The sequence below is a fragment of the Gardnerella sp. DNF01159 genome, from assembly GCF_049244215.1.
Classification (GTDB): Bacteria; Actinomycetota; Actinomycetes; order Actinomycetales; family Bifidobacteriaceae; genus Bifidobacterium; species Bifidobacterium swidsinskii.
In genome coordinates, this window is record NZ_CP058387.1 from 103,803 (window position 1) to 122,140 (window position 18,338).

Sequence of the window (18,338 nt, forward strand, 5' to 3'; positions counted from 1 at the left end):
ATCGGAGTTCTTTGCATCAAGGAGTATGTAATGAAAAAACGTCATTTTCTCAAGTCTGCGCACAGGCACTACCAGAAAGATCAGGTAATTTGTGCTGCGGTATTCTTGTTGCCAGCAGTGCTTATTATTGGTGGTTTCGTGCTGTACCCTGTGTTGTCTGCTGTATATATTTCACTAACATCGTGGGATGGATTCTCTCCAGAAAAGAAATTTATTGGCTTGGAAAACTATGCTCGTCTTTTCCAAGATCCTGAGTTTTTCAACAGCTTAATGGTAACAATTATTTATGCTGCTGGTGTATGTGTATTAAGTGTGCTGACTGGATTGTTGCTCGCGCTTTTGCTTGATGCACCTATACGAGGTAGGAGTATTTATCGTAGTATTTACTTCCTTCCAGTGGTTACATCTTCTGTGGCTGCAGCCATTGTGTGGAAATATATGCTCGATCCTTCTGGATTCGTGAACAGTGTGTTGATGAAATTCAATATACACGGACCAGATTGGTTACAAAATCGCTGGCTTGCGCTTATTGCATTAATTCTTTTGACCGTGTGGAAAAATATTGGTTTTAACGCTATTTTGTATTTAACTGCGTTACAAGCATTGCCAAAAAGTGTGTATGAAGCGGCTGCATTAGATGGAGCTACTGGGTGGCAAAAATTATGGAAGATTACTTTCCCATTGCTGTCTCCAATGACGTTTTTTGTAGTAGTTCAGGCATTGGTGACGAGCTTCCAATCCTTCGACCTTGCATACATGCTCACGGGTGGTGGGCCTCGCGGAGGCACGGAAGTGCTTGGCATGATGATGTATCGGGATGCGTTCAAGCTTGGTGATTTTGGCTATGGAACAGCAATAGCGTTTATTACACTTGCGCTAGTGCTAGGCGTGACGATGGTTCAATGGAAAGTTTCTGGAGCACAAGGAGAAGAATAATGAAATCATCATTATGGTCGCGTTTGGCGCGTCATGCGATTCTGATTTTAGGTTCAGCAACAGTAATCATTCCATTTTTGTGGATGTTCACTACTTCTTTGCAAATGCGTGCTGAAACATACACGAATACTTCAATTTTTCCCACATCATGGCATTGGGAAAACTATATTCACGCTTGGCAAGCTGCGCCGTTTGCACAATATTACTGGAATACGCTATTGATGACAGTAGGAATTGTTGTAGGACATTTAATATTTGATGCCTTTGCTGCCTACGCTTTTGCGCGCTTAGAATTTCCTTTGAAGAAAACAATATTCATTCTGCTGCTTTCTGCATTGATGATTCCTAATTTTGTGATTGTTATTCCGTCCTATGAGATAGTCGCTAATTTGGGGTGGGTTGATACGCTGTATGCTTTGGTTGTTCCTAGACTTGCAGATGTGTTTGGCATTATTTTACTTCGCCAATATTTTGCAACAATTCCTCGAGAGCTTGATGAGGCAGCGCGCATTGACGGTTGTGGCAGGTTTGGAATATTCTTCAAACTGATTGTTCCATTGTCATATCCAGCGTTTGCGACGCTTGGTATTTTCAGTTTTCTCTTTGCGTGGAATGATTTCCTTTGGCCGTTATTGGTTACGAATACGGATGAAACTCGTACAATCCAGATTGGTTTAGCATCCTTCGTAGGGCGTTATGGAACCTCTTGGAATTATTTGATGGCAGGAACTTTGACTGCAACAATACCAAGTATCATTGTGTTCCTTTTCTTCCAACGTGCGCTCGTTAGAGGAATTGCAAATACGGGTATGAAAGATTAGAAATTGTAGAAATATTAAGGATGGGGTTTATTATGTCTATACCACAGTGGTTGCCTGATGCAAGATTTTATCAGATTTTTCCTGATCGTTTCCATCGTTGTGAAGGCTACGGTATGCTAACTGAAGGTCATGTGCCGCTTGATCCATGGGATGCTGAGCCTACGCGTGAGAATTTCTTAGGCGGTAATATTGCTGGAATTACAGAAAAACTTGATTATATTCATGATTTAGGGTGCAACGCGCTCTATTTGAATCCAATTTTTTCTGCTGCAACAAATCATCGTTATGATGCAAACGATTATTTCAAAATCGATCCACTTTTAGGAACGCTTGAAGATTTTCATACATTGGTAGATGAAGCGCATAAGCGGAATATACGTATAGTACTAGATGCAGTTTTAAATCATTGTGGTAAAACTCATTGGATGTTTCAAGATGTTGTTAAAAATGAAGAGAATTCAGAATATGTGAATTATTTTTCAGTGAAAAACTTTCCAGTTAAGTCATTGCCTGTGCCTAATTATAAAACCTGTTCTGGTTGTGAATATCTACCGAAGTGGAATGTGTTTAATCCAAAGGTGCGTGAGCATCATTTTAATGTTGCAAGATATTGGATTGATCAAGGTATCGATGGTTATCGTCTTGACGTTCCATATTTTATTTATCCAGAATTTTGGCAGGACTTTAGGCAAGTTGTTAAAGCAAAAAATTCGGAATTATGTTTGATAGCTGAAGAGTGGAGAGACCCTGCTCAATGGTTGCAAGGAGACACTACTGATAGCACAATGAATTATACTCTGCGTGATTTAGTTTTAGGTTTTACTGCGACAAAGCGATTCAATGCATACGATTTTGTTAACGGTATTAACCGTTTGCAGGAGCGCATACCGTATGGATATCACCATGGAATGATGAATTTGTTGGGTAGCCACGATACTGAGCGTGTTTTAACTGCGCATCAAAATAATACTGAGGATTGCATAACCGCGTACTATTGCATGTTTGCCTGCGAAGGTGCTCCAATGATTTATTACGGTGATGAGCTTGGTATGGTTGGCGATAATGATCCAGGGTGCCGTTCTGGTATGCAGTGGGATAGTCTTGATGCAAATGCTGAAATATTCCGTACAATTGTTCAATTAAATGCATTGCGGCGTGATCATATTGCGTTGCGAAGAGGCACGCAAAGTTGTTACGCTGTTGACGAAGATACTGTCATTATTTCTCGAGAGCATAAGGAAGAATCTCTTTTGATGATTATTTCACGTAATAATTTGGTAGAATATAATTCATCGAAGCTACCTCAACAATTGCAAAATCATAATTGGCGAATTATAAATGGTGTAACTGTTGGAAATAGTTGGCGCCCCAATAAAGATAATTCTATGATTGTATTGCAAGCTCAACAGTAAAAATAATGTAGAAGTAAGAAGTGTGAGACATGGGAAAGAAAATTACAATGCAGGATATTGCTGATGCAGCGCGTGTCTCTAAATCTGCTGTCTCCTTTGCGTATAATACTCCTGATCGCTTATCATCAGAAACTGTAGAACACATATTTTCAGTTGCAAAGGAACTAGGATATGTGCGTAATCCTGTTGCTTATATGCTGCGAACTCAAAAGACAAATAGTTTGGGATTGTTACTACCACAGCAATTAGGGCGAGTGCTAGAAAATCCATACTATTCGGAATTTATTCAAGGTATTGGGCAAATCTGTGAGCGAGAGGGACTGACGCTTCTTTTAGTGCCTCCACTTCGTAATTCTATGTTAAAAGCAATTCCTTATGCTGCAGTTGACGGTTTTATAGTAACTGGTTTAGAAGAAGATCGTGGTGAAGTTGAAGCTCTTATGCAGCAAGGAAAGCCATTTGTTATTGTTGACAGTGAGGTGCATAGTCAGGCTCCAAGTATCAATATTGATGAGACGCGCGCTATGAAGGAATTAACTGAGCATCTTATTTCATTGGGCCATCGCAATTTTGTGGTGATTTCTCCAGAATCAGGCAATGATGATGGGTATCTTTCTTGGCATGGAACAATTCGTCGCCGTATTGATGGTGTGATTTCTGCTTTAGAAGAGAATGGAATAGCCCCACTGGTCGATAAGAAAAATGTTATTGAAGTGCCATGTACTCGTACTGGAGGAAAAGAAGCTTTTGCGCAAATAAAACAAAATAATTCTGTATTGCCAACTGCATTCATCTGTTTTAGTGATGTTATTGCGTTTGGAGTAATGGATGCTGCTAGACAGTTTGGTTTGCAAATCCCACGTGATATTTCTGTTACAGGTTTTGATGATCTAGATGAGTCTGCATGTAGTAATCCACCGTTGACAACAGTTAAACAGCCTGTTACAACTAAAGGACGTTTAGCTGCTGAATATATAGTAGAGACTTTGAATGCTGGGTATGAACGAGCATCATCCCGTCACGTATGTCTACCTATTACTGTGCTGCTGCGTGAGTCAATTGGCCCAGCAGCATCTATAAGAGAATAGGCTGCGTAGTAAATACTTTGATTCCTTCCTCCTATGAAAAATATAGTGCCACGTTAAGTTTTTTTAGCGTGGCACTATATGCATAATTTTTTTGTTTATATAAAAATTATTTTTTCTACTGGCGATAGTAGGAGAGGAAGTTAGAGAGTTTGCCCATTGCGTCACGAAGCGTTTGCAAGCGCGGCAAGTAGACTACGCGGAAGTAGCCCGGAGTCTGCCAATTAAAGCCTTTGCCGTGCACAATCAGCAACTTCTGATTGCGTAGCAAATCAAGAGCAAACTGTTCATCGTCGTGAATGTTGTATCGACTTGGATCGAGCTTTACAAACATGTAGAAAGCAGCGTCTGGTCGCTCAACGCTTACGCCATCCATCTCTTGAAGCGCGTTATAGCAATACTCGCGCTGCTCATACACGCGTCCGCCTGGTTCCAAATACTTTTCAACGCTCTGGTATCCGCCCAAAGCAGTCTGAATAATTGACTGCGCAGGAACGTTAGAGCACAAGCGCATATTAGACAGCATGTTAAGTCCCATAATGTAGTCGCGAGCCTTGGATTTATCTCCCGAAAGACTCATCCAACCAATACGGAAGCCAGCAATCATATGCGACTTAGAAAGTCCGCTAAAAGTTACGCAGAACACGTCTGGAGCAAGAGAAGCAATCGAAATATGTTTCTTGCCGTCCATAACAAGACGGTCGTAAATCTCGTCTGCAAAAATAATCAAATTAAACTCGCGCGCAATCTTAACAATCTCTTCCAAAACTTCGCGACTATACAGCACACCCGTAGGATTATTTGGGTTAATAATCACGATTGCTTTAGTGCGAGGCGTGATTTTAGAGCGAATATCGGCAATATCTGGGTACCAATGCGACTTTTCGTCACACGTGTAGTGCACAGGAGTGCCGCCGGCCAGGCTCGCGCACGCAGTCCACAGAGGATAGTCCGGGCTTGGGATAAGAATCTCGTCGCCGCAATCAAGCAGCGCTTGCATAGAAAGATTAATCAGCTCGGAAACTCCGTTTCCAGTGTAAATATCTTCCATTTGCACGCCTGGAATGCCCTTAAGCTGATCGTATTGCATAATCGCCTTGCGAGCGGAGAAAAGTCCACGACTATCCGAGTAGCCTTCGCAGTCAATAAGCTGCTGTTGCATGTCGTAAATCACTTCGTCTGGAGCGCGGAATCCGAAAGGCGCAGGATTTCCAATGTTGAGCTTTAGAATATGCGTTCCGTTCGCTTCCATGCGGTTTGCTTCTTCAACAACTGGGCCGCGAACGTCATAAAGCACGTGCTCGAGTTTGGTTGATTTGTTGAAGGTTCTATGTTTGAGTGTTTGGGAAAGTTCAGCTTCTGTAAGCTGTGGCTGATTTAATTGTGGTTCTTCTGCAGACTGGCAGTTTTGCTCGATTTTTGCACAAGAATGACCGCCTTTGATTCCGTCGCTGCTGATTCCAAGAATTTCAGCTAGCATGTTACGTACGTCTTTGCGAGGCTCGGTTTTGCCGCTTAAATACTGGCTTAACTGGCTTTTACCAAGTTTATGACCGTTTTTTGCTGCAAGCTCGATTACGTCAATCTGCTTGTACCCCTTACGCTTCATAGCTTTTTTAAGCTCATCAGCAAAATTCTGTGCCATAATCTGTCTTTCTTGTAAAATCGGCATTTATAAATTGAACAAGTTTATAGCAAAGTTCAAAATATAAGTATTAAATTGAACTATTTATATTTTTAGTGATGATTTTACGCGCAAATTTGTATTTTGCAAAGTAAAAATTGAATTTATTTTGAATTTATATTGAACTTTTGAACAAGTTCCTCTTTATTTTTAAATTATTTTGCATTTCAATAGATTTTATATTAGTTGCCATGTTTCGATAAGCTGAAAAATAAGGTAAATAAACAGAGGAAGTTATAATAGTATGCCAGTTTTTGAGCTAATTCTGTACATCATGGCGGTTGTAGTGCTGTCATCATTCTTGGAACGTTTTATACCGAGAGTTTCAGTGCCGCTTGTGCAGATAACCATGGGTGTTATAGCTTCAGAACTGCCTTTCTTCCCAAACGTTACTCTCGATCCAGAGCTTTTTATGATCGTAATTGTTGCGCCTTTAATTTATTTTGAATCGCGTGAGATAAATAAGTTAGCGTTATTGTCTTCATTTAAATACTCAGCAACTCTTGCTGTTGGTTTAGTACTGGCAACTATGGTCGCAGTTGCTGTGCTTTTACCTGCAATATGGTCATTTATACCGATTGCCGCTGCAGCTGTGTTAGGGGCAGCTTTGGGACCGACTGACGCTGTGGCAGTAAGTGCGTTAAGTCATGAAGTATCGCTTACTGACAAACAATTTAGCGTACTACAGGGTGAATCACTGTTTAATGATGCGTCCGGAATCGTAGGCTTCCAGTTTGCAGTTCTTGTTGCTGCGTCTGGTGTTTTCGATATCACGCCAGCACTAAGCAGTTTTGCATCAAAATTCTTTGGTGGAATTGCAATTGGCGTATTTGTAGGATTAGCTGCAAACTGGCTTTTTGAAAAGATTAGATCTTTAGGTTGGGAAACTACAAAAACAAGAATATTAATGGAACTATTTTTGCCGTTCCTGCTCTACATGGGTGCTGAAGGTGTTGGCGCTTCTGGAATGCTAGCGTTAGTTACCGCAGGATTACTAGCAAGATTTGATCGTTCTGGAGTAGGTCCGAATGTTTCGCGCACTAATATTGTTGCCAATAGCGTGTGGAGTGTTCTTTCGTTTGGGCTGAATGGTGCAGTTTTTGTTCTTCTTGGCATTGCTTTGCCAAAAGTTGTAAGTTCAAGTTGGAATGATTATGGTGTTAATAACCTGTTGCTTGTGGCTATTATTGCTGTAACGTTGCTTGCGGTTGTTGGCATGAGGTTCTTATGGATGGTCACCATGGTTCGCATCGCAAGATCTTCTCAATTCCAATTAACAGGCGGATTAAAATCTGCTGTAATTATGACTTTAGGTGGAGCAAAAGGAACCTTAACTTTAGCGTTAATGTTCACATTACCGGTGAAGTTTCCACTTAGGAATGAACTTATTTTTATATCGGGAGTAGTGATCGTGGTTACGCTACTTATGGCGAACTTCTTGTTACCCATGATTTCTCCCAAAAAGAACGATACTGAACTTGAGGAAGTTACTCCTATTGCCATTGAAGTGCTTAGACGTACGGTTGAAGAATTAACCTCTAGTATTACTAACGAAAATCGTCGTGCAGTATTGTCTGTTGTTGACTCTTATACCGAACGAATTGAACGTTTAAAGCAAAATATTGGGCATAGAGACTCCAAAGAATATTTGGATTTGCGCATTGAAACTCTTAACTGGGAAAAAGATTATATTAAGCAGCGTTTGCGTAAGCTGAAGCAAGCTTGTTCTTTATCGAAACAGGAATTGCTGGAGGTTGAAGCTTGTGAGCGTCTGTTGGATCAAATTATGAATTCTTTACGTCACATTCACACTGATAGGCAGTTGGGAACCCTCATGTGGCATGTTCGCGGAAGGTTAAGAGCATTACAGCGTCGTATTGGAACAGTCATAATGCGAGTAAGTAATATGATTCGCAGAACAGCTCCACTCTTACAAGAAGACGTTATTTTTGTGCATATTCGTCAGTTGCATATTGAAGTTATTCAGCACGTTATTGAACGACTATATAATGTCATGAGCAATCAGGAATACGCAGCTGAGTACTGTTCTGCACTTTTGCGCGAGTACAGGAGTGTTGAACGATTGTTGCGTTCTAGACCTAATGTGAGCTTGAGCGTGCGTTTAATCGAAAATATTGAAGAAGTAAAGCGTGAAAGTTACGCAATAGAGTTACGTATAATTCATGACATGTACGAAGATGGGGATATTACGCGAATGCAAGAGCGGCAATTGCGCAATAACGTGTACGTTATGAACGTTGATGCTAACGTGGATATGTAATTATTGGACGTATCATAAACTGTTAAGCGGTTTGCTACCATAAAAGCTATGTATTTCTTTACTCCGAGGCGCTGCGAATCTACCCAAAAAATCATGTACAAGAATAAAGGGCAGGCTCTTATGGCAGCGGAGCAAAGTTTGCGAGAGCGTGGAACACAGTTATGGGTTTATGCTTGTGAATATTGTGGTTGCTGGCATTTGACGCATAAAAACCCGGTAAATCGCATGTATTCCGATATGCGCTCGCCATCCGCAAGCACGAAGCCTAAATCTAGAAAGCGCGGGTACAAGCCAAGACGGCGTTAAGTTAAAACGGCACTAAATTAAAACGGTGTTAAATCTTATGCAACATTAAAACCTTGCCTTGCAACCTGCTCAACATCTTCTGCTTCGTGTTTTTTGGCAATATCGTCTGCTGCTATAGCAAGAATTTGCGCGCTGAAAGCGTCAACCGGTCTGCTAGTATTTCGCAAATCGTAATATTGATGCACGCGATTGTCGAAATCGGCAAGATTCTCTAGTAATTCAGCATCGTCAGCAGGGTAAGTGTTTTCAAAAATCTGCATGCTAGTACTCATGCGCGGCTTTAATTCCGGATTTTGTGCAGGCTTACCAATTGCCAAGCCGAGCACGGGATACGTGTATTCAGGCAAATTCAAAATATCAATAAGCTGAGTTCTACTGTTCAAAATTGAACCGAGGATTACGCAACCAAGACCCAAAGATTCCGCGGCAGTTTCCATGGTGTGAAGTGCCAAAATGACGTCGTTTTGAGCTTGAGTAAAGCGGTAACGAGTTTTAAGCATAAATTCGTCGCTGCCTGTATCGATGCCATTTTTTTGTGCAATTGCAGCGTTTCTGTGCTGGTCAATAATAAAAACGTACAACAGCGGAGCTGTAGCAATATATGTTTGATTGCCAATTTCGGAAAGCTTCTGCTTAATTGAGCTATTCGTAATTTTAATCGCTGACCAGTCGTTCAAAAACTGGCTGCAAGCAGCGCGTTGAGCCACGGTTTCAAGAGTCGCGACTGTATCTTCGTCAATTGCTTCGTTGCAAAAAGCGCGAATAGATCGGCGGTTCAGTAGAGTATCAATAGTTTCGTTGTGACGTAAGTTTTGCACGTTATTCTTATTCCTTACTTTCCTTATTCTTCGATTATTTCTGCATTTAGTTTCATTTGTTCAAAATTAGAATTTATTTTTTCGAAACTGTCGCTTTCTTTGCCTTCGCGCAACATAAGACAAGGTTCCGTGACTTACTAAGCGACCAACAAGCGTAGTAAGAATCGCAGAAAATACTGCAAACCCAAGAGACATTAGCAATGGTTCTTCTTGCTTAACACGTTGCTTTTGTGTGATTTTTTCTTTAGAAAGATTGTTAGGACGATTATTAGAGTTTAAATTGATTTTTCTAGTATCAACATGTTTTTCCCATATTAAGTGCGCAATCTGTCCAGCTATAAACGTTGCAAAAGACGGAAGTGCGGCTTTAAGCAACGAATCTCCTAAAGTATTTGGATTTTTTAATCGGCGCTCGCGAAGCGCATCAATCTTACGATTTGCTGCATTCAGTCGTTGTACGGTAGCTTGAGTCGCACGATGGTTTCGTTGAGTTTTAGTATTAGCCGATGATAATTGCGTCATATTTTCTATGTTAGTGGTAACGAAATACCAATTTTGGCGGTACCATGGAACAGTAATCTTGATTTGCGGCAAAGTGGCTGCAAGTTAAGAAATGCTTACGTAAAGCAATCGTGCTGCTAGGCGTCCAGTGCGATGTGTGTACATGGCGCTGGTGAGGAATGTGAAGACTATGCAAAATAACGGCACTAAAGAATCCTCTCAGAAAGAATGCTCGAAGCAGGGTTGCTTGGTGTTACTTCGTCACGGTCAAACCGCTTGGAGTGTGTCTGGTCAGCATACTGGGCGCACGGATCTGCCTCTTACTGAAGTTGGTGTTGAGCAAGCAAAAGAGGCTGGTGCTAGATTGCAGTGTGTGTTCACAAAAGGTTTTGATGAGGATTGTGTGCTTGTAAGCCCGCTTCGTCGCGCGCAGCAAACAGCTCAGTTTGCTGGATTTGCTTCGTATACAATTTGCGATAGTGCGCTGGAGTGGGATTATGGTGCTGCTGAGGGTCGCACGCGCGCTGATATTTCTAAACTAAGTGGAGTTGAGGCGTGGGATGTGTGGAAACATGGTCCTAAAGTTCTTCCTTCTCACATGGTTAGTGATGCTAAAGAAGTGCTTCCTAGTGGAGAGACAGTGGATGTGCACAGGACTTCTGGAGAAAGCTTGCAAGAGGTTTCGGATCGTACTCAAAAGATTATCGATACGGCAATGCCTAAATTGAAATTAGGTAAGGACGTGCTTGTTGTTGCGCATGCTCATGTGTTGCGTATTCTTACTGCGCGCTGGCTTGGAGTAAACCCAGATTTTGCGCGACTTCTTCGTATGGATACCGCGCATTATTCTGTGTTGGGCACGTATAAAGGCGACAATGTAATTGTGCATTGGAATTGTTGAAATACGGTTTAAAATTTCAGATATTTCCATATATTTTAGTGCGATTTGCGCAAATTTTTTGCAAAGATATTTATATATTTGAGTCTTGCGTTTGCTGTAATATTAGTTCACTACGGTGATTTAAATAGTATTCAATAGCAGTAATTAGTTAGTTCGTAAGAGGTTAGCAGTATATGGAAAGGTTCGATGATGAGTCGTTCGGTTAAGTCGATTATTGCGCTAGTGGTTTGCGCTGTTTTGGCGGCTTGTGCGTTTACTGCTTTTGGTTTTTCTCAGTCTTTTGGCGCAAATGCCGATAGGTCTGCTAATGGGAAGGTTATTTTCTTCAACTTGAAGCCTGAAGCTACTGCTATGTGGGAAGAAGTTGCTAAAGAATACACAAAACAGACTGGTGTTACAGTAAGCATAGTTACGCCAACTGGCGGTCAGTATGAAAAGAGACTTAAAACCGAAGTTGAGAAATATAAAGATAATCCAGATAGCATGCCTACGTTATTCCAGATTAACGGTCCTGTTGGCTACGCTAACTGGAAGGATTACACTGCTGATTTAACTAATTCCCCTCTTTATACGCAACTTAGCAATAAAAATCTTGCTTTTATGGATAACGGTAAGCCGGTTGCTGTGCCATATGTTACTGAAAATTACGGCTTGATTTACAACAAGGCTTTGCTTGCTAGGTATGCGGATCTTAAAGATGCAAAGTTGCAGCCAGAAGAAAACGGCAAATCTTTTGAAGATCAAATAACTAATTTCGCTGCGTTGAAGGCTGTTGCAGACGATTTGCAAAAGCGCAAGGATGAGCTTGGTATTGACGGTGCTTTTGCGTCCGCAGGTTTTGATTTAAGCTCCGACTGGCGTTTTAAGACGCATCTTGCAAATATGCCTTTGTATTATCAATTCGTTAAGAATAACGTTAATGGTCAGCCTCAGTCAATTAATTACGACTATGTTGATAATTTCAGGAAGATTTTTGACCTTTATATTTCTGATTCCACAACTCCTGTAAGCCAGTTAAGTGCTAAAACTGGCGAGGATGCTGTTTATGAGTTTGCTCTTGGTAAAGCTGTGTTCTACCAGAATGGTACTTGGGCTTGGGGTGATCTTTCAAAAGCTGGCATAAAGCCTGACGATGTTGGCATGCTACCAATTTATATTGGTGCTAAGGGCGAAGAGAAACAAGGCATGGCTACCGGTTCGGAAAATTATTGGTGCATTAATAAAAAGGCTTCAAGGCGGAATCAGGAAGCAACTAATGCCTTCCTTAATTGGTTACTTACTACAAATTATGGTAAGGATGCTTTAGCTAATAAAATGGGCTTTGCTGCTCCTTTCAAAGGTTTCCCTAAAGCAGAAAATCCTCTAGTTCAGGCTGCTGTTGATTACACTGCTAAGCCTGGCAAATTGCCTGTTAAGTGGGTGTTTGTTACTATGCCATCTAACGGTTGGAAAGACGATGTTGGCTCTGATTTGCTTACATACGCTCAAGCAACAAAAGACGGTATGACTTCTATTGGCGCTAATAAGGCATGGGCTACTCTTAAATCCGCGTTTGTTGATGGCTGGGCTAAGGAATATAAGATTGCTCATGGGCAGAGTTAGTTTAATTAAATAATTTGTTTTGAACTATAATCCTCAAGGGGTTGCACAATCGTTTGCTAAATTGTTGTGCAATCCCTTTAATTATTGCCAAAAATACGTGCTAATTTTATCGAATATATTAGTGGGTGGTGTTTTTATAATGACACGCGTCAATTTACTTATGCTATCGTTTGCAATATTGCAGCAGTTGAGGCATAATAAATATTGTCGATAAGGACACCTAGAGGTGTGGCAGTCCAATGACGGGATTGTCGGCATAGGAGAAAGGTTCGATGATGAATCGTACAATTAAATCAACAATTGCACTGGTAGCTTGCTCGGCAATGGCTTTTGGCGCGCTTGCGGCTTGCGGATCCTCCTCAAGTGACAGCTCTGCTAAAGGTAAGGTTTACTTCTTGAACTTTAAGCCAGAAGCTGCAGATCAGTGGAAGGAAGTAGCTAAGGCATACACCAAGAAAACAGGTGTTGAGGTTAAGGTTCAAACTGCTGCTTCCGGAACTTATGAGCAGTCTTTGAAGAGTGAAATCAGCAAGGGTAATGAAGCTCCTACACTCTTCCAGATCAACGGTCCAGTTGGTTACGCAAGCTGGAAGGATTACACTGCTGATTTGAAGGATACTGAGCTTTATAGCCAACTTCAGAACAAGGATATTGCTTTGAAGGATGGAGATAAGGTTGTTGGTATTCCATATGCAATGGAAACCTACGGCTTGATTTACAACAAGGCTTTGCTTAAGAAGTACACCGAGCTTAAGGATGCTAAGGTAAAGTCTGCTGAAGAAATCAACTCCTTCGATAAGTTGAAGGCTGTTGCAGATGATATTCAAAAGCACAAGTCAGATCTTGGCGTTGAAGGCGCCTTTACTTCTGCTGGTTTTGATTCCAGCTCTGATTGGCGTTTTAAGACCCACCTTGCAAATCTTCCTTTGTACTATGAGTTCAAGGAAGATCATGTTACCAAGCAGCCTGCAAAGGTAAAGGGTAGCTTCCTTGACGGTTATAAGAAGATTTTCGATCTTTACATTACTGATTCCACTACACCAGCAACAAAGATTGGTTCCAAGACTGGTGAAGATGCTAATGCTGAGTTCTCCCAGGGTAAAGCTGTGTTCTACCAGAATGGTACTTGGGCTTGGGGTGACCTCTCCAAGGCTGGTATGAAGGCTGAAGACCTTGGTATGCTTCCAATTTATATTGGTGCTAAGGGCGAAGAGAAGCAAGGCTTGGCAACTGGTTCTGAGAACTATTGGTGCATAAATGAGAAGACGTCTGACGCTAACAAGAAGGCAACTAAGGACTTCTTGAAGTGGTTGCTTACTTCCGATGCTGGTAAGGATGCTTTGTCTAAGAAGATGGGCTTCACTACTCCATTCAAGAGCTTCGCAGATATCAAGTCTGACAACCCATTGACTCAAGCAGCCGTTGAAGATGCTAAGTCTGGTAAGACTCCAGTAAGCTGGAACTTCACCGTAATGCCATCTGATAACTGGAAGAACGACCTTGGCTCCGCTTTGCTTGAGTACGCTCAGGGCACCGGCAAGTGGGATAAGGTCAAGACAGCATTCGTGGATGGTTGGGCTAAGGAATATTCTCAGGCTCATGAAGATGACAACTGATCCATTAATAAACAAACAGACGTTATACCTGCTGACGTAAGCAAGCAAAGGTGACGTAAGCAAATCCGCTAGGATACTGGCACATTATAGTGCTAAGTCCTAGCGGATTTTGTTATTTCGATATTTTCTAGAAAACTATAAAAGGTCTACTCTTTTAATAATGCAGCTGTGCTTGAACGCACAATAAGTTGCGCTGGAACAATGCGATATGGATCTTCAACTTCCTCTGCGTTTATAAGCGCAAGCGTGATATTTGCCGCAGTAGAAGCAATATCAACTGAATCCTGTCTAATAGTAGTTAAGCCAGTTTCATGCGCGTAAAAACTATCGTCAAAACCAATAATTGACACATCTTTTGGAGTAGAATACCCGCTGCGTGCAAGCTGAAACATAAGCGGTATTGCAATACCATCTTCTTGGCATGCAATTGCTGTTGGCATAATTGAACTTCCAAGAAGCATAGAAACTATGGCGCTTATGCGATCAGAATTAGCAGGTGCCACAATTTCTGTAGGTGTGATCCCGCTATTTTGGCATTCATCAATAAAAGAATGGTAACGCTGCAATACGCTGAAATGTAGTGAAACGTCACGAGTTGTGCGCACATATGCAATATTGCGATGCCCTAAACCGATTAAGTGGCGTGCCATAAGTCTTGCACCTTGGTCATCGTCAATATTGATAGTCGCGTCAAAATCGCATTTTTGTGGATATAAGCAGTTTATGCCAACAATTGGTACACCTGTTGATTTAAGTTGTGCGATTTCGTCGGTATTTACGTCAAAGGAGCACACAACAACGGCGTCAGCATTACGTCTAGTTGGGAGCATTGTGAAAAATTCGCTACGCTCTTTGCTGCTGGAAATCTGAAAAATTGACAAATCGTATCCAGCTGTGTGGAATACTTGATTCAATCCTTGAATAATAGATGCAGAAAACCATAGACGAATTTGATCGCTAATCAATAAAGCGATGCGCAAAGTTTTACCAGATTTTAGTGCTGCTGCAGATTTCGAAATAGAAAAATTCAATTGTTCAGCAATGGCCAATACTTTATTGCGAGTGGATGCAGATACTAAGTTTGGTCGTGTAAATGAACGCGACACAGTAGAAACTGACACATGAGCTTTATTCGCTACATCTTGAATATTTGCCGACATGTGAACTCCTTTATTCGCGTATAACAAACGTGTAGCACAGCCTTGTGTTTAATTGTTTAGTGCGAACTTTTATAGTTCGAAACAAACAAACGTTTGCAGACATTTCTATTTTAGCAAATTTTGCTGGAATGCCAACGATAATAAGCAATTTTTTAAAATTAAATTCTGATATTTGTTTGAAGTGACATATCGAAAATGACAACGTTTGACATAGCTAATTCATGTAGTAGAATGAAGTTATTGGTTCGGGACAGCGATGTCTACGTGGATGTCGCGCTCAAGGAGGAGAAAGTGACGAGTCATGATTAGTATGAGCGGAAAAGCAATACGTAAATGGTGGTGGTTATTTGCGCTGCCAACGTTTGCTGCGTTTATTGTTGGCTTCTTAGTACCATTTATTATGGGTGTGTACTTGAGCTTTAGAAAATTCACTACTGTGACTGATGGTAAGTTTGTGGGTTTTCGTAACTACTATAGAGCTTTAAAAGATCCGCATCTTGTTTATTCGTTTTTGTTCACAACGCTTTTTGCAGTTATTACAACAATAATTATTAATGTTATTGCTTTTGCAATTGCGTACATGCTTACTAAGAAGTTCAAGGGCACGACGATATTCAGAGCCGTGTTCTTTATGCCAAATCTTATTGGCGGTATCGTTTTAAGCTATATTTGGCAGCTCTTGTTAAATGGTATACTCGGCTACTTCAATCGTACGATTACGTTCTCTGAAGTATTCGGTTTCTGGGGTCTTGTGATTGTTGTTTGCTGGCAGCAAATTGGCTATATGATGATTATTTATATCGCAGGAATGCAGGCTCTTCCAGGAGATGTTATGGAAGCAGCTGCTGTCGATGGTGCAAGTCCAAGGCAGACTTTATTCAAGATTACTATTCCATTGATGATGCCTTCTATTACTGTTTGCACATTCTTAACAATTACCAACGGCTTCAAGCTTTTCGATCAGAACTTCGCATTAACTAACGGTGGTCCGTCAAGGAAAACAGAGATGTTAGCTCTTAATATTTATAGAACTTTCACTACTCCAAGATGTGAAGGCGTTGGTCAGGCTCAGGCAGTCATGTTCTTCATTGTTGTGGCTGTTATTGCTATGGTTCAGAATATGCTCACTAGGTCAAAGGAGGTAGCGGCATGAACGAGAAAACAAAGCATCCTGCGTTATGGACGGTGCTGTTCACTCTTATAAGCTTGTTATGGATTTTTCCTATAGCTTTAGTAGTGCTGAATTCTTTCAAGTCTAAGGTTGATATTGTCAGCAATCCTTTTACTTTTAGTTCAAAATCGTTTGTTGGAATGTCTAACTACGTATTAGGCTCAAATCGTACTGATTTTCCGATGAGTTTCCTCTGGACCATTGTTGTAACTGTTGGTTCTGTGATTCTCATTCTTCTGTGCACGTCAATGTGTGCATGGTGGATTGTTCGTGTGAACAATTGGGCAGCAAAACTTCTATACGTTTTGTTCCTGTTTAACATGATTGTGCCATTCCAGATGGTTATGTACACCCTTGCTTACATTACGAACACTTTGAAGTTGAATACTCCATGGGGATTGTGGATTATTTACTTAGGCTTTGGTGCAGGACTTGCAGTGTTTATTTTCACTGGTGTGATTAAGGGTATTCCGCAAGAACTCGAAGAGTCTGCAATGATTGATGGTGCTTCTGTGCCACGTATATTCTTCCAGATTATTGTGCCGATTATGCGACCTGCTATTATTTCGGTTTCAATCTTGCAGGCAATGTGGATTTGGAATGATTTCCTGCTTCCATTCTTGACGCTCGATCTCAACAAGTATAAGACTATTTCTATAGCTGTTCAGTATTTGAAGGGCGGCTATGGATCTGTCGAGATGGGCGCAATGATGGGCTGCTTGGTTATGGCAATTGTTCCAATCATAATCTTCTACCTCATCTGCCAGAAGTACATTATTAAAGGTGTTATGTCTGGTGCAGTAAAGGGATAAATTAATTCTCCTCCAAAATTCAAGTGGCAGTGAAAGCGGCGGTGTGTGCATACTATTACGTTTGTGCACACCGTCATTATTTTTAATAGTTACGTTAGTTTGTAATTAGGTGGTAGAGTTCGTTATTAGAGTATCTATAGATAGTAAAGCATAGGAATTGCGTCATAAAACCAGGAGATAGTATAGAATGATTTTCTCGTTTGGAAGCCCAGATTCAAAGTTTGCGCAAAGCATGGAAACATTTGCTGATGCCGTGTGGCTTACAATATTGATGATTTTAACAAGCATTCCTTTAATTACTATCGGTGCTTCTCTTTGTGCCGGTCATGATGCTGCAAGACGTACAGAGCAAGGTGAAGGACATATTACTGCAGCTTATTTTCGCGCGTTTGCTAGCAATTTTTTGGAATCTACTATTATTTGGGCTGTAATGGGACCAGTTTTGCTTGCTATTATTTGGCTATGGCTTTGCGTGTGGTTTACTCCACTTTTAATTATTAAATTTATTCTGAGCATATTGTGGGTTATTGTTGCCGAATGGGTGTTTGCATTACAAGCGCGTTTTAAAAATTCAATTGATAAAACAGTGGCTAATTCTCTTATTTTTGGTATTTCGTATTGGAAAGAAACTCTTATAATGACACTGCTAGATATAGTGTTTATTGTGTTAATATTTGCATCAATCGTATATTTGCCGCAGGGTTTGCCTTTGTTGGTATTCATTGGTTGGGGATCGCTTATTATGCTGCATACTCCGATTTTAGAGCGTGTATTTGCAAAGTATATTAAGAAGTAATTTCTGCGTTATGGCGTGACGACCTGCTTGAGCGCAGCATTGTGCGCGCGAAAGCAACTCGGAATGCCGAGCTTGCTTAGGGTTGAAAGCACGGTGTGCTTTCAACGCAAGCGGGGTCTGCCTTCGTCAATAAAGACGAAGGCAGGGCAGGTTTGTGTGGCTGTGCTTTAGAAATTAGGTTGTGACTGGTGTGCGCTGATGACCTGCTTGAGCGCTGCGATTTAGCGCGCGAGTGTTGCTGCTTATTTGTGTTATTGACGCAGATTATGTACTGCGCGAGTAACGGTGTTGAGGCAGGGGGTTTGCTTCTTACTCCATAACCCCCATAACCCCATAATTAATGAGGCGAGCACTATTATAGATGCTCGCCTCACATAGGACATCATGTAAGAAATATTTTGATTTGCTACTATGCAAATCATATTCCTTACGAGAG

General features: G+C 41.1%; 16 protein-coding genes. 12 read left to right on the forward strand and 4 right to left on the reverse strand.

The annotated features are described in order from the left end of the window. Positions 1-30: 30 nt before the first annotated feature. Genes HXT39_RS00425 through HXT39_RS00440 form a run of 4 tightly spaced genes read left to right on the forward strand, consistent with a single transcriptional unit; the run spans position 31 to position 4,257 of the window. The gene (locus tag HXT39_RS00425) at positions 31-936 is read left to right on the forward strand and encodes a carbohydrate ABC transporter permease (protein ID WP_012914542.1); all 906 of its coding nucleotides are present in this window, start codon (positions 31-33) and stop codon (positions 934-936) included. Next, positions 936-1,757 carry a carbohydrate ABC transporter permease gene (locus HXT39_RS00430; protein WP_004108195.1) on the forward strand — a complete coding sequence of 274 codons (822 nt, stop codon included), beginning with the start codon at positions 936-938 and terminating at the stop codon, positions 1,755-1,757. Before HXT39_RS00425 ends, HXT39_RS00430 begins: the two co-directional genes overlap by 1 nt. Before the next feature lie 32 nt (positions 1,758-1,789). Beyond that, a complete protein-coding gene (locus HXT39_RS00435; protein ID WP_004108193.1) occupies positions 1,790-3,169 on the forward strand; it encodes a glycoside hydrolase family 13 protein in 1,380 nt (459 codons plus the stop codon). Between the two features lie 29 nt (positions 3,170-3,198). Then, complete coding sequence (locus HXT39_RS00440; RefSeq protein ID WP_076003108.1) at positions 3,199-4,257, forward strand: LacI family DNA-binding transcriptional regulator; 1,059 nt, start codon at positions 3,199-3,201, stop codon at positions 4,255-4,257. Between the two features lie 115 nt (positions 4,258-4,372). On the opposite strand, the gene HXT39_RS00445 is transcribed toward HXT39_RS00440, so the two are convergent. Continuing rightward, complete coding sequence (locus HXT39_RS00445; RefSeq protein WP_102703481.1) at positions 4,373-5,899, reverse strand: aminotransferase class I/II-fold pyridoxal phosphate-dependent enzyme; 1,527 nt, start codon at positions 5,897-5,899, stop codon at positions 4,373-4,375. Positions 5,900-6,182: 283 nt separating this feature from the next. On the opposite strand from HXT39_RS00445, the gene HXT39_RS00450 reads away from it, so the two are divergent. Together HXT39_RS00450 and HXT39_RS00455 are read left to right on the forward strand one after the other, a co-directional pair. Continuing rightward, positions 6,183-8,219 carry a cation:proton antiporter gene (locus HXT39_RS00450; RefSeq protein ID WP_033888413.1) on the forward strand — a complete coding sequence of 679 codons (2,037 nt, stop codon included), beginning with the start codon at positions 6,183-6,185 and terminating at the stop codon, positions 8,217-8,219. Positions 8,220-8,267: 48 nt separating this feature from the next. Further along, entirely contained in the window at positions 8,268-8,525 is a 258-nt protein-coding gene (locus HXT39_RS00455; protein WP_076003106.1) for a hypothetical protein, read from the forward strand. A gap of 35 nt (positions 8,526-8,560) precedes the next feature. On the opposite strand, the gene HXT39_RS00460 is transcribed toward HXT39_RS00455, so the two are convergent. Both HXT39_RS00460 and HXT39_RS00465 read right to left on the reverse strand, forming a co-directional pair. Next, positions 8,561-9,343 carry a nitroreductase family protein gene (locus HXT39_RS00460; protein ID WP_004108178.1) on the reverse strand — a complete coding sequence of 261 codons (783 nt, stop codon included), beginning with the start codon at positions 9,341-9,343 and terminating at the stop codon, positions 8,561-8,563. Between the two features lie 66 nt (positions 9,344-9,409). Then, a complete protein-coding gene (locus tag HXT39_RS00465; RefSeq protein ID WP_004108175.1) occupies positions 9,410-9,865 on the reverse strand; it encodes a DUF4235 domain-containing protein in 456 nt (151 codons plus the stop codon). A gap of 169 nt (positions 9,866-10,034) precedes the next feature. Here HXT39_RS00465 and HXT39_RS00470 point away from each other — a divergent pair, with 169 nt between their 5' ends. The 3 genes from HXT39_RS00470 to HXT39_RS00480 all read left to right on the forward strand — a co-directional run bounded on the left by HXT39_RS00470 (position 10,035) and on the right by HXT39_RS00480 (position 13,963). Then, a complete protein-coding gene (locus HXT39_RS00470; protein WP_102703480.1) occupies positions 10,035-10,745 on the forward strand; it encodes a histidine phosphatase family protein in 711 nt (236 codons plus the stop codon). 186 nt (positions 10,746-10,931) lie between these two features. Next, positions 10,932-12,347 carry an ABC transporter substrate-binding protein gene (locus HXT39_RS00475; protein WP_102703479.1) on the forward strand — a complete coding sequence of 472 codons (1,416 nt, stop codon included), beginning with the start codon at positions 10,932-10,934 and terminating at the stop codon, positions 12,345-12,347. A 272-nt stretch (positions 12,348-12,619) separates the two neighbouring features. Further along, positions 12,620-13,963: an ABC transporter substrate-binding protein gene (locus HXT39_RS00480; RefSeq protein WP_012914535.1), complete on the forward strand. Its 1,344-nt coding sequence runs from the start codon at positions 12,620-12,622 to the stop codon at positions 13,961-13,963. A 146-nt stretch (positions 13,964-14,109) separates the two neighbouring features. Here HXT39_RS00480 and HXT39_RS00485 read toward each other — a convergent pair whose 3' ends face one another. Further along, positions 14,110-15,123, reverse strand: a complete 1,014-nt coding sequence (locus HXT39_RS00485; RefSeq protein WP_102703478.1) for a LacI family DNA-binding transcriptional regulator — start codon at positions 15,121-15,123, stop codon at positions 14,110-14,112. A gap of 301 nt (positions 15,124-15,424) precedes the next feature. On the opposite strand from HXT39_RS00485, the gene HXT39_RS00490 reads away from it, so the two are divergent. The 3 genes from HXT39_RS00490 to HXT39_RS00500 all read left to right on the forward strand — a co-directional run bounded on the left by HXT39_RS00490 (position 15,425) and on the right by HXT39_RS00500 (position 17,902). Further along, a complete protein-coding gene (locus HXT39_RS00490; RefSeq protein ID WP_004108156.1) occupies positions 15,425-16,276 on the forward strand; it encodes a carbohydrate ABC transporter permease in 852 nt (283 codons plus the stop codon). Then, positions 16,273-17,106: a carbohydrate ABC transporter permease gene (locus tag HXT39_RS00495; RefSeq protein WP_103014049.1), complete on the forward strand. Its 834-nt coding sequence runs from the start codon at positions 16,273-16,275 to the stop codon at positions 17,104-17,106. The genes HXT39_RS00490 and HXT39_RS00495 overlap by 4 nt, the downstream gene beginning before the upstream one ends. A gap of 187 nt (positions 17,107-17,293) precedes the next feature. Beyond that, positions 17,294-17,902, forward strand: coding sequence for a DUF624 domain-containing protein (locus HXT39_RS00500; RefSeq protein ID WP_102703477.1), 609 nt, complete (start codon positions 17,294-17,296; stop codon positions 17,900-17,902). Positions 17,903-18,338: the final 436 nt, after the last annotated feature.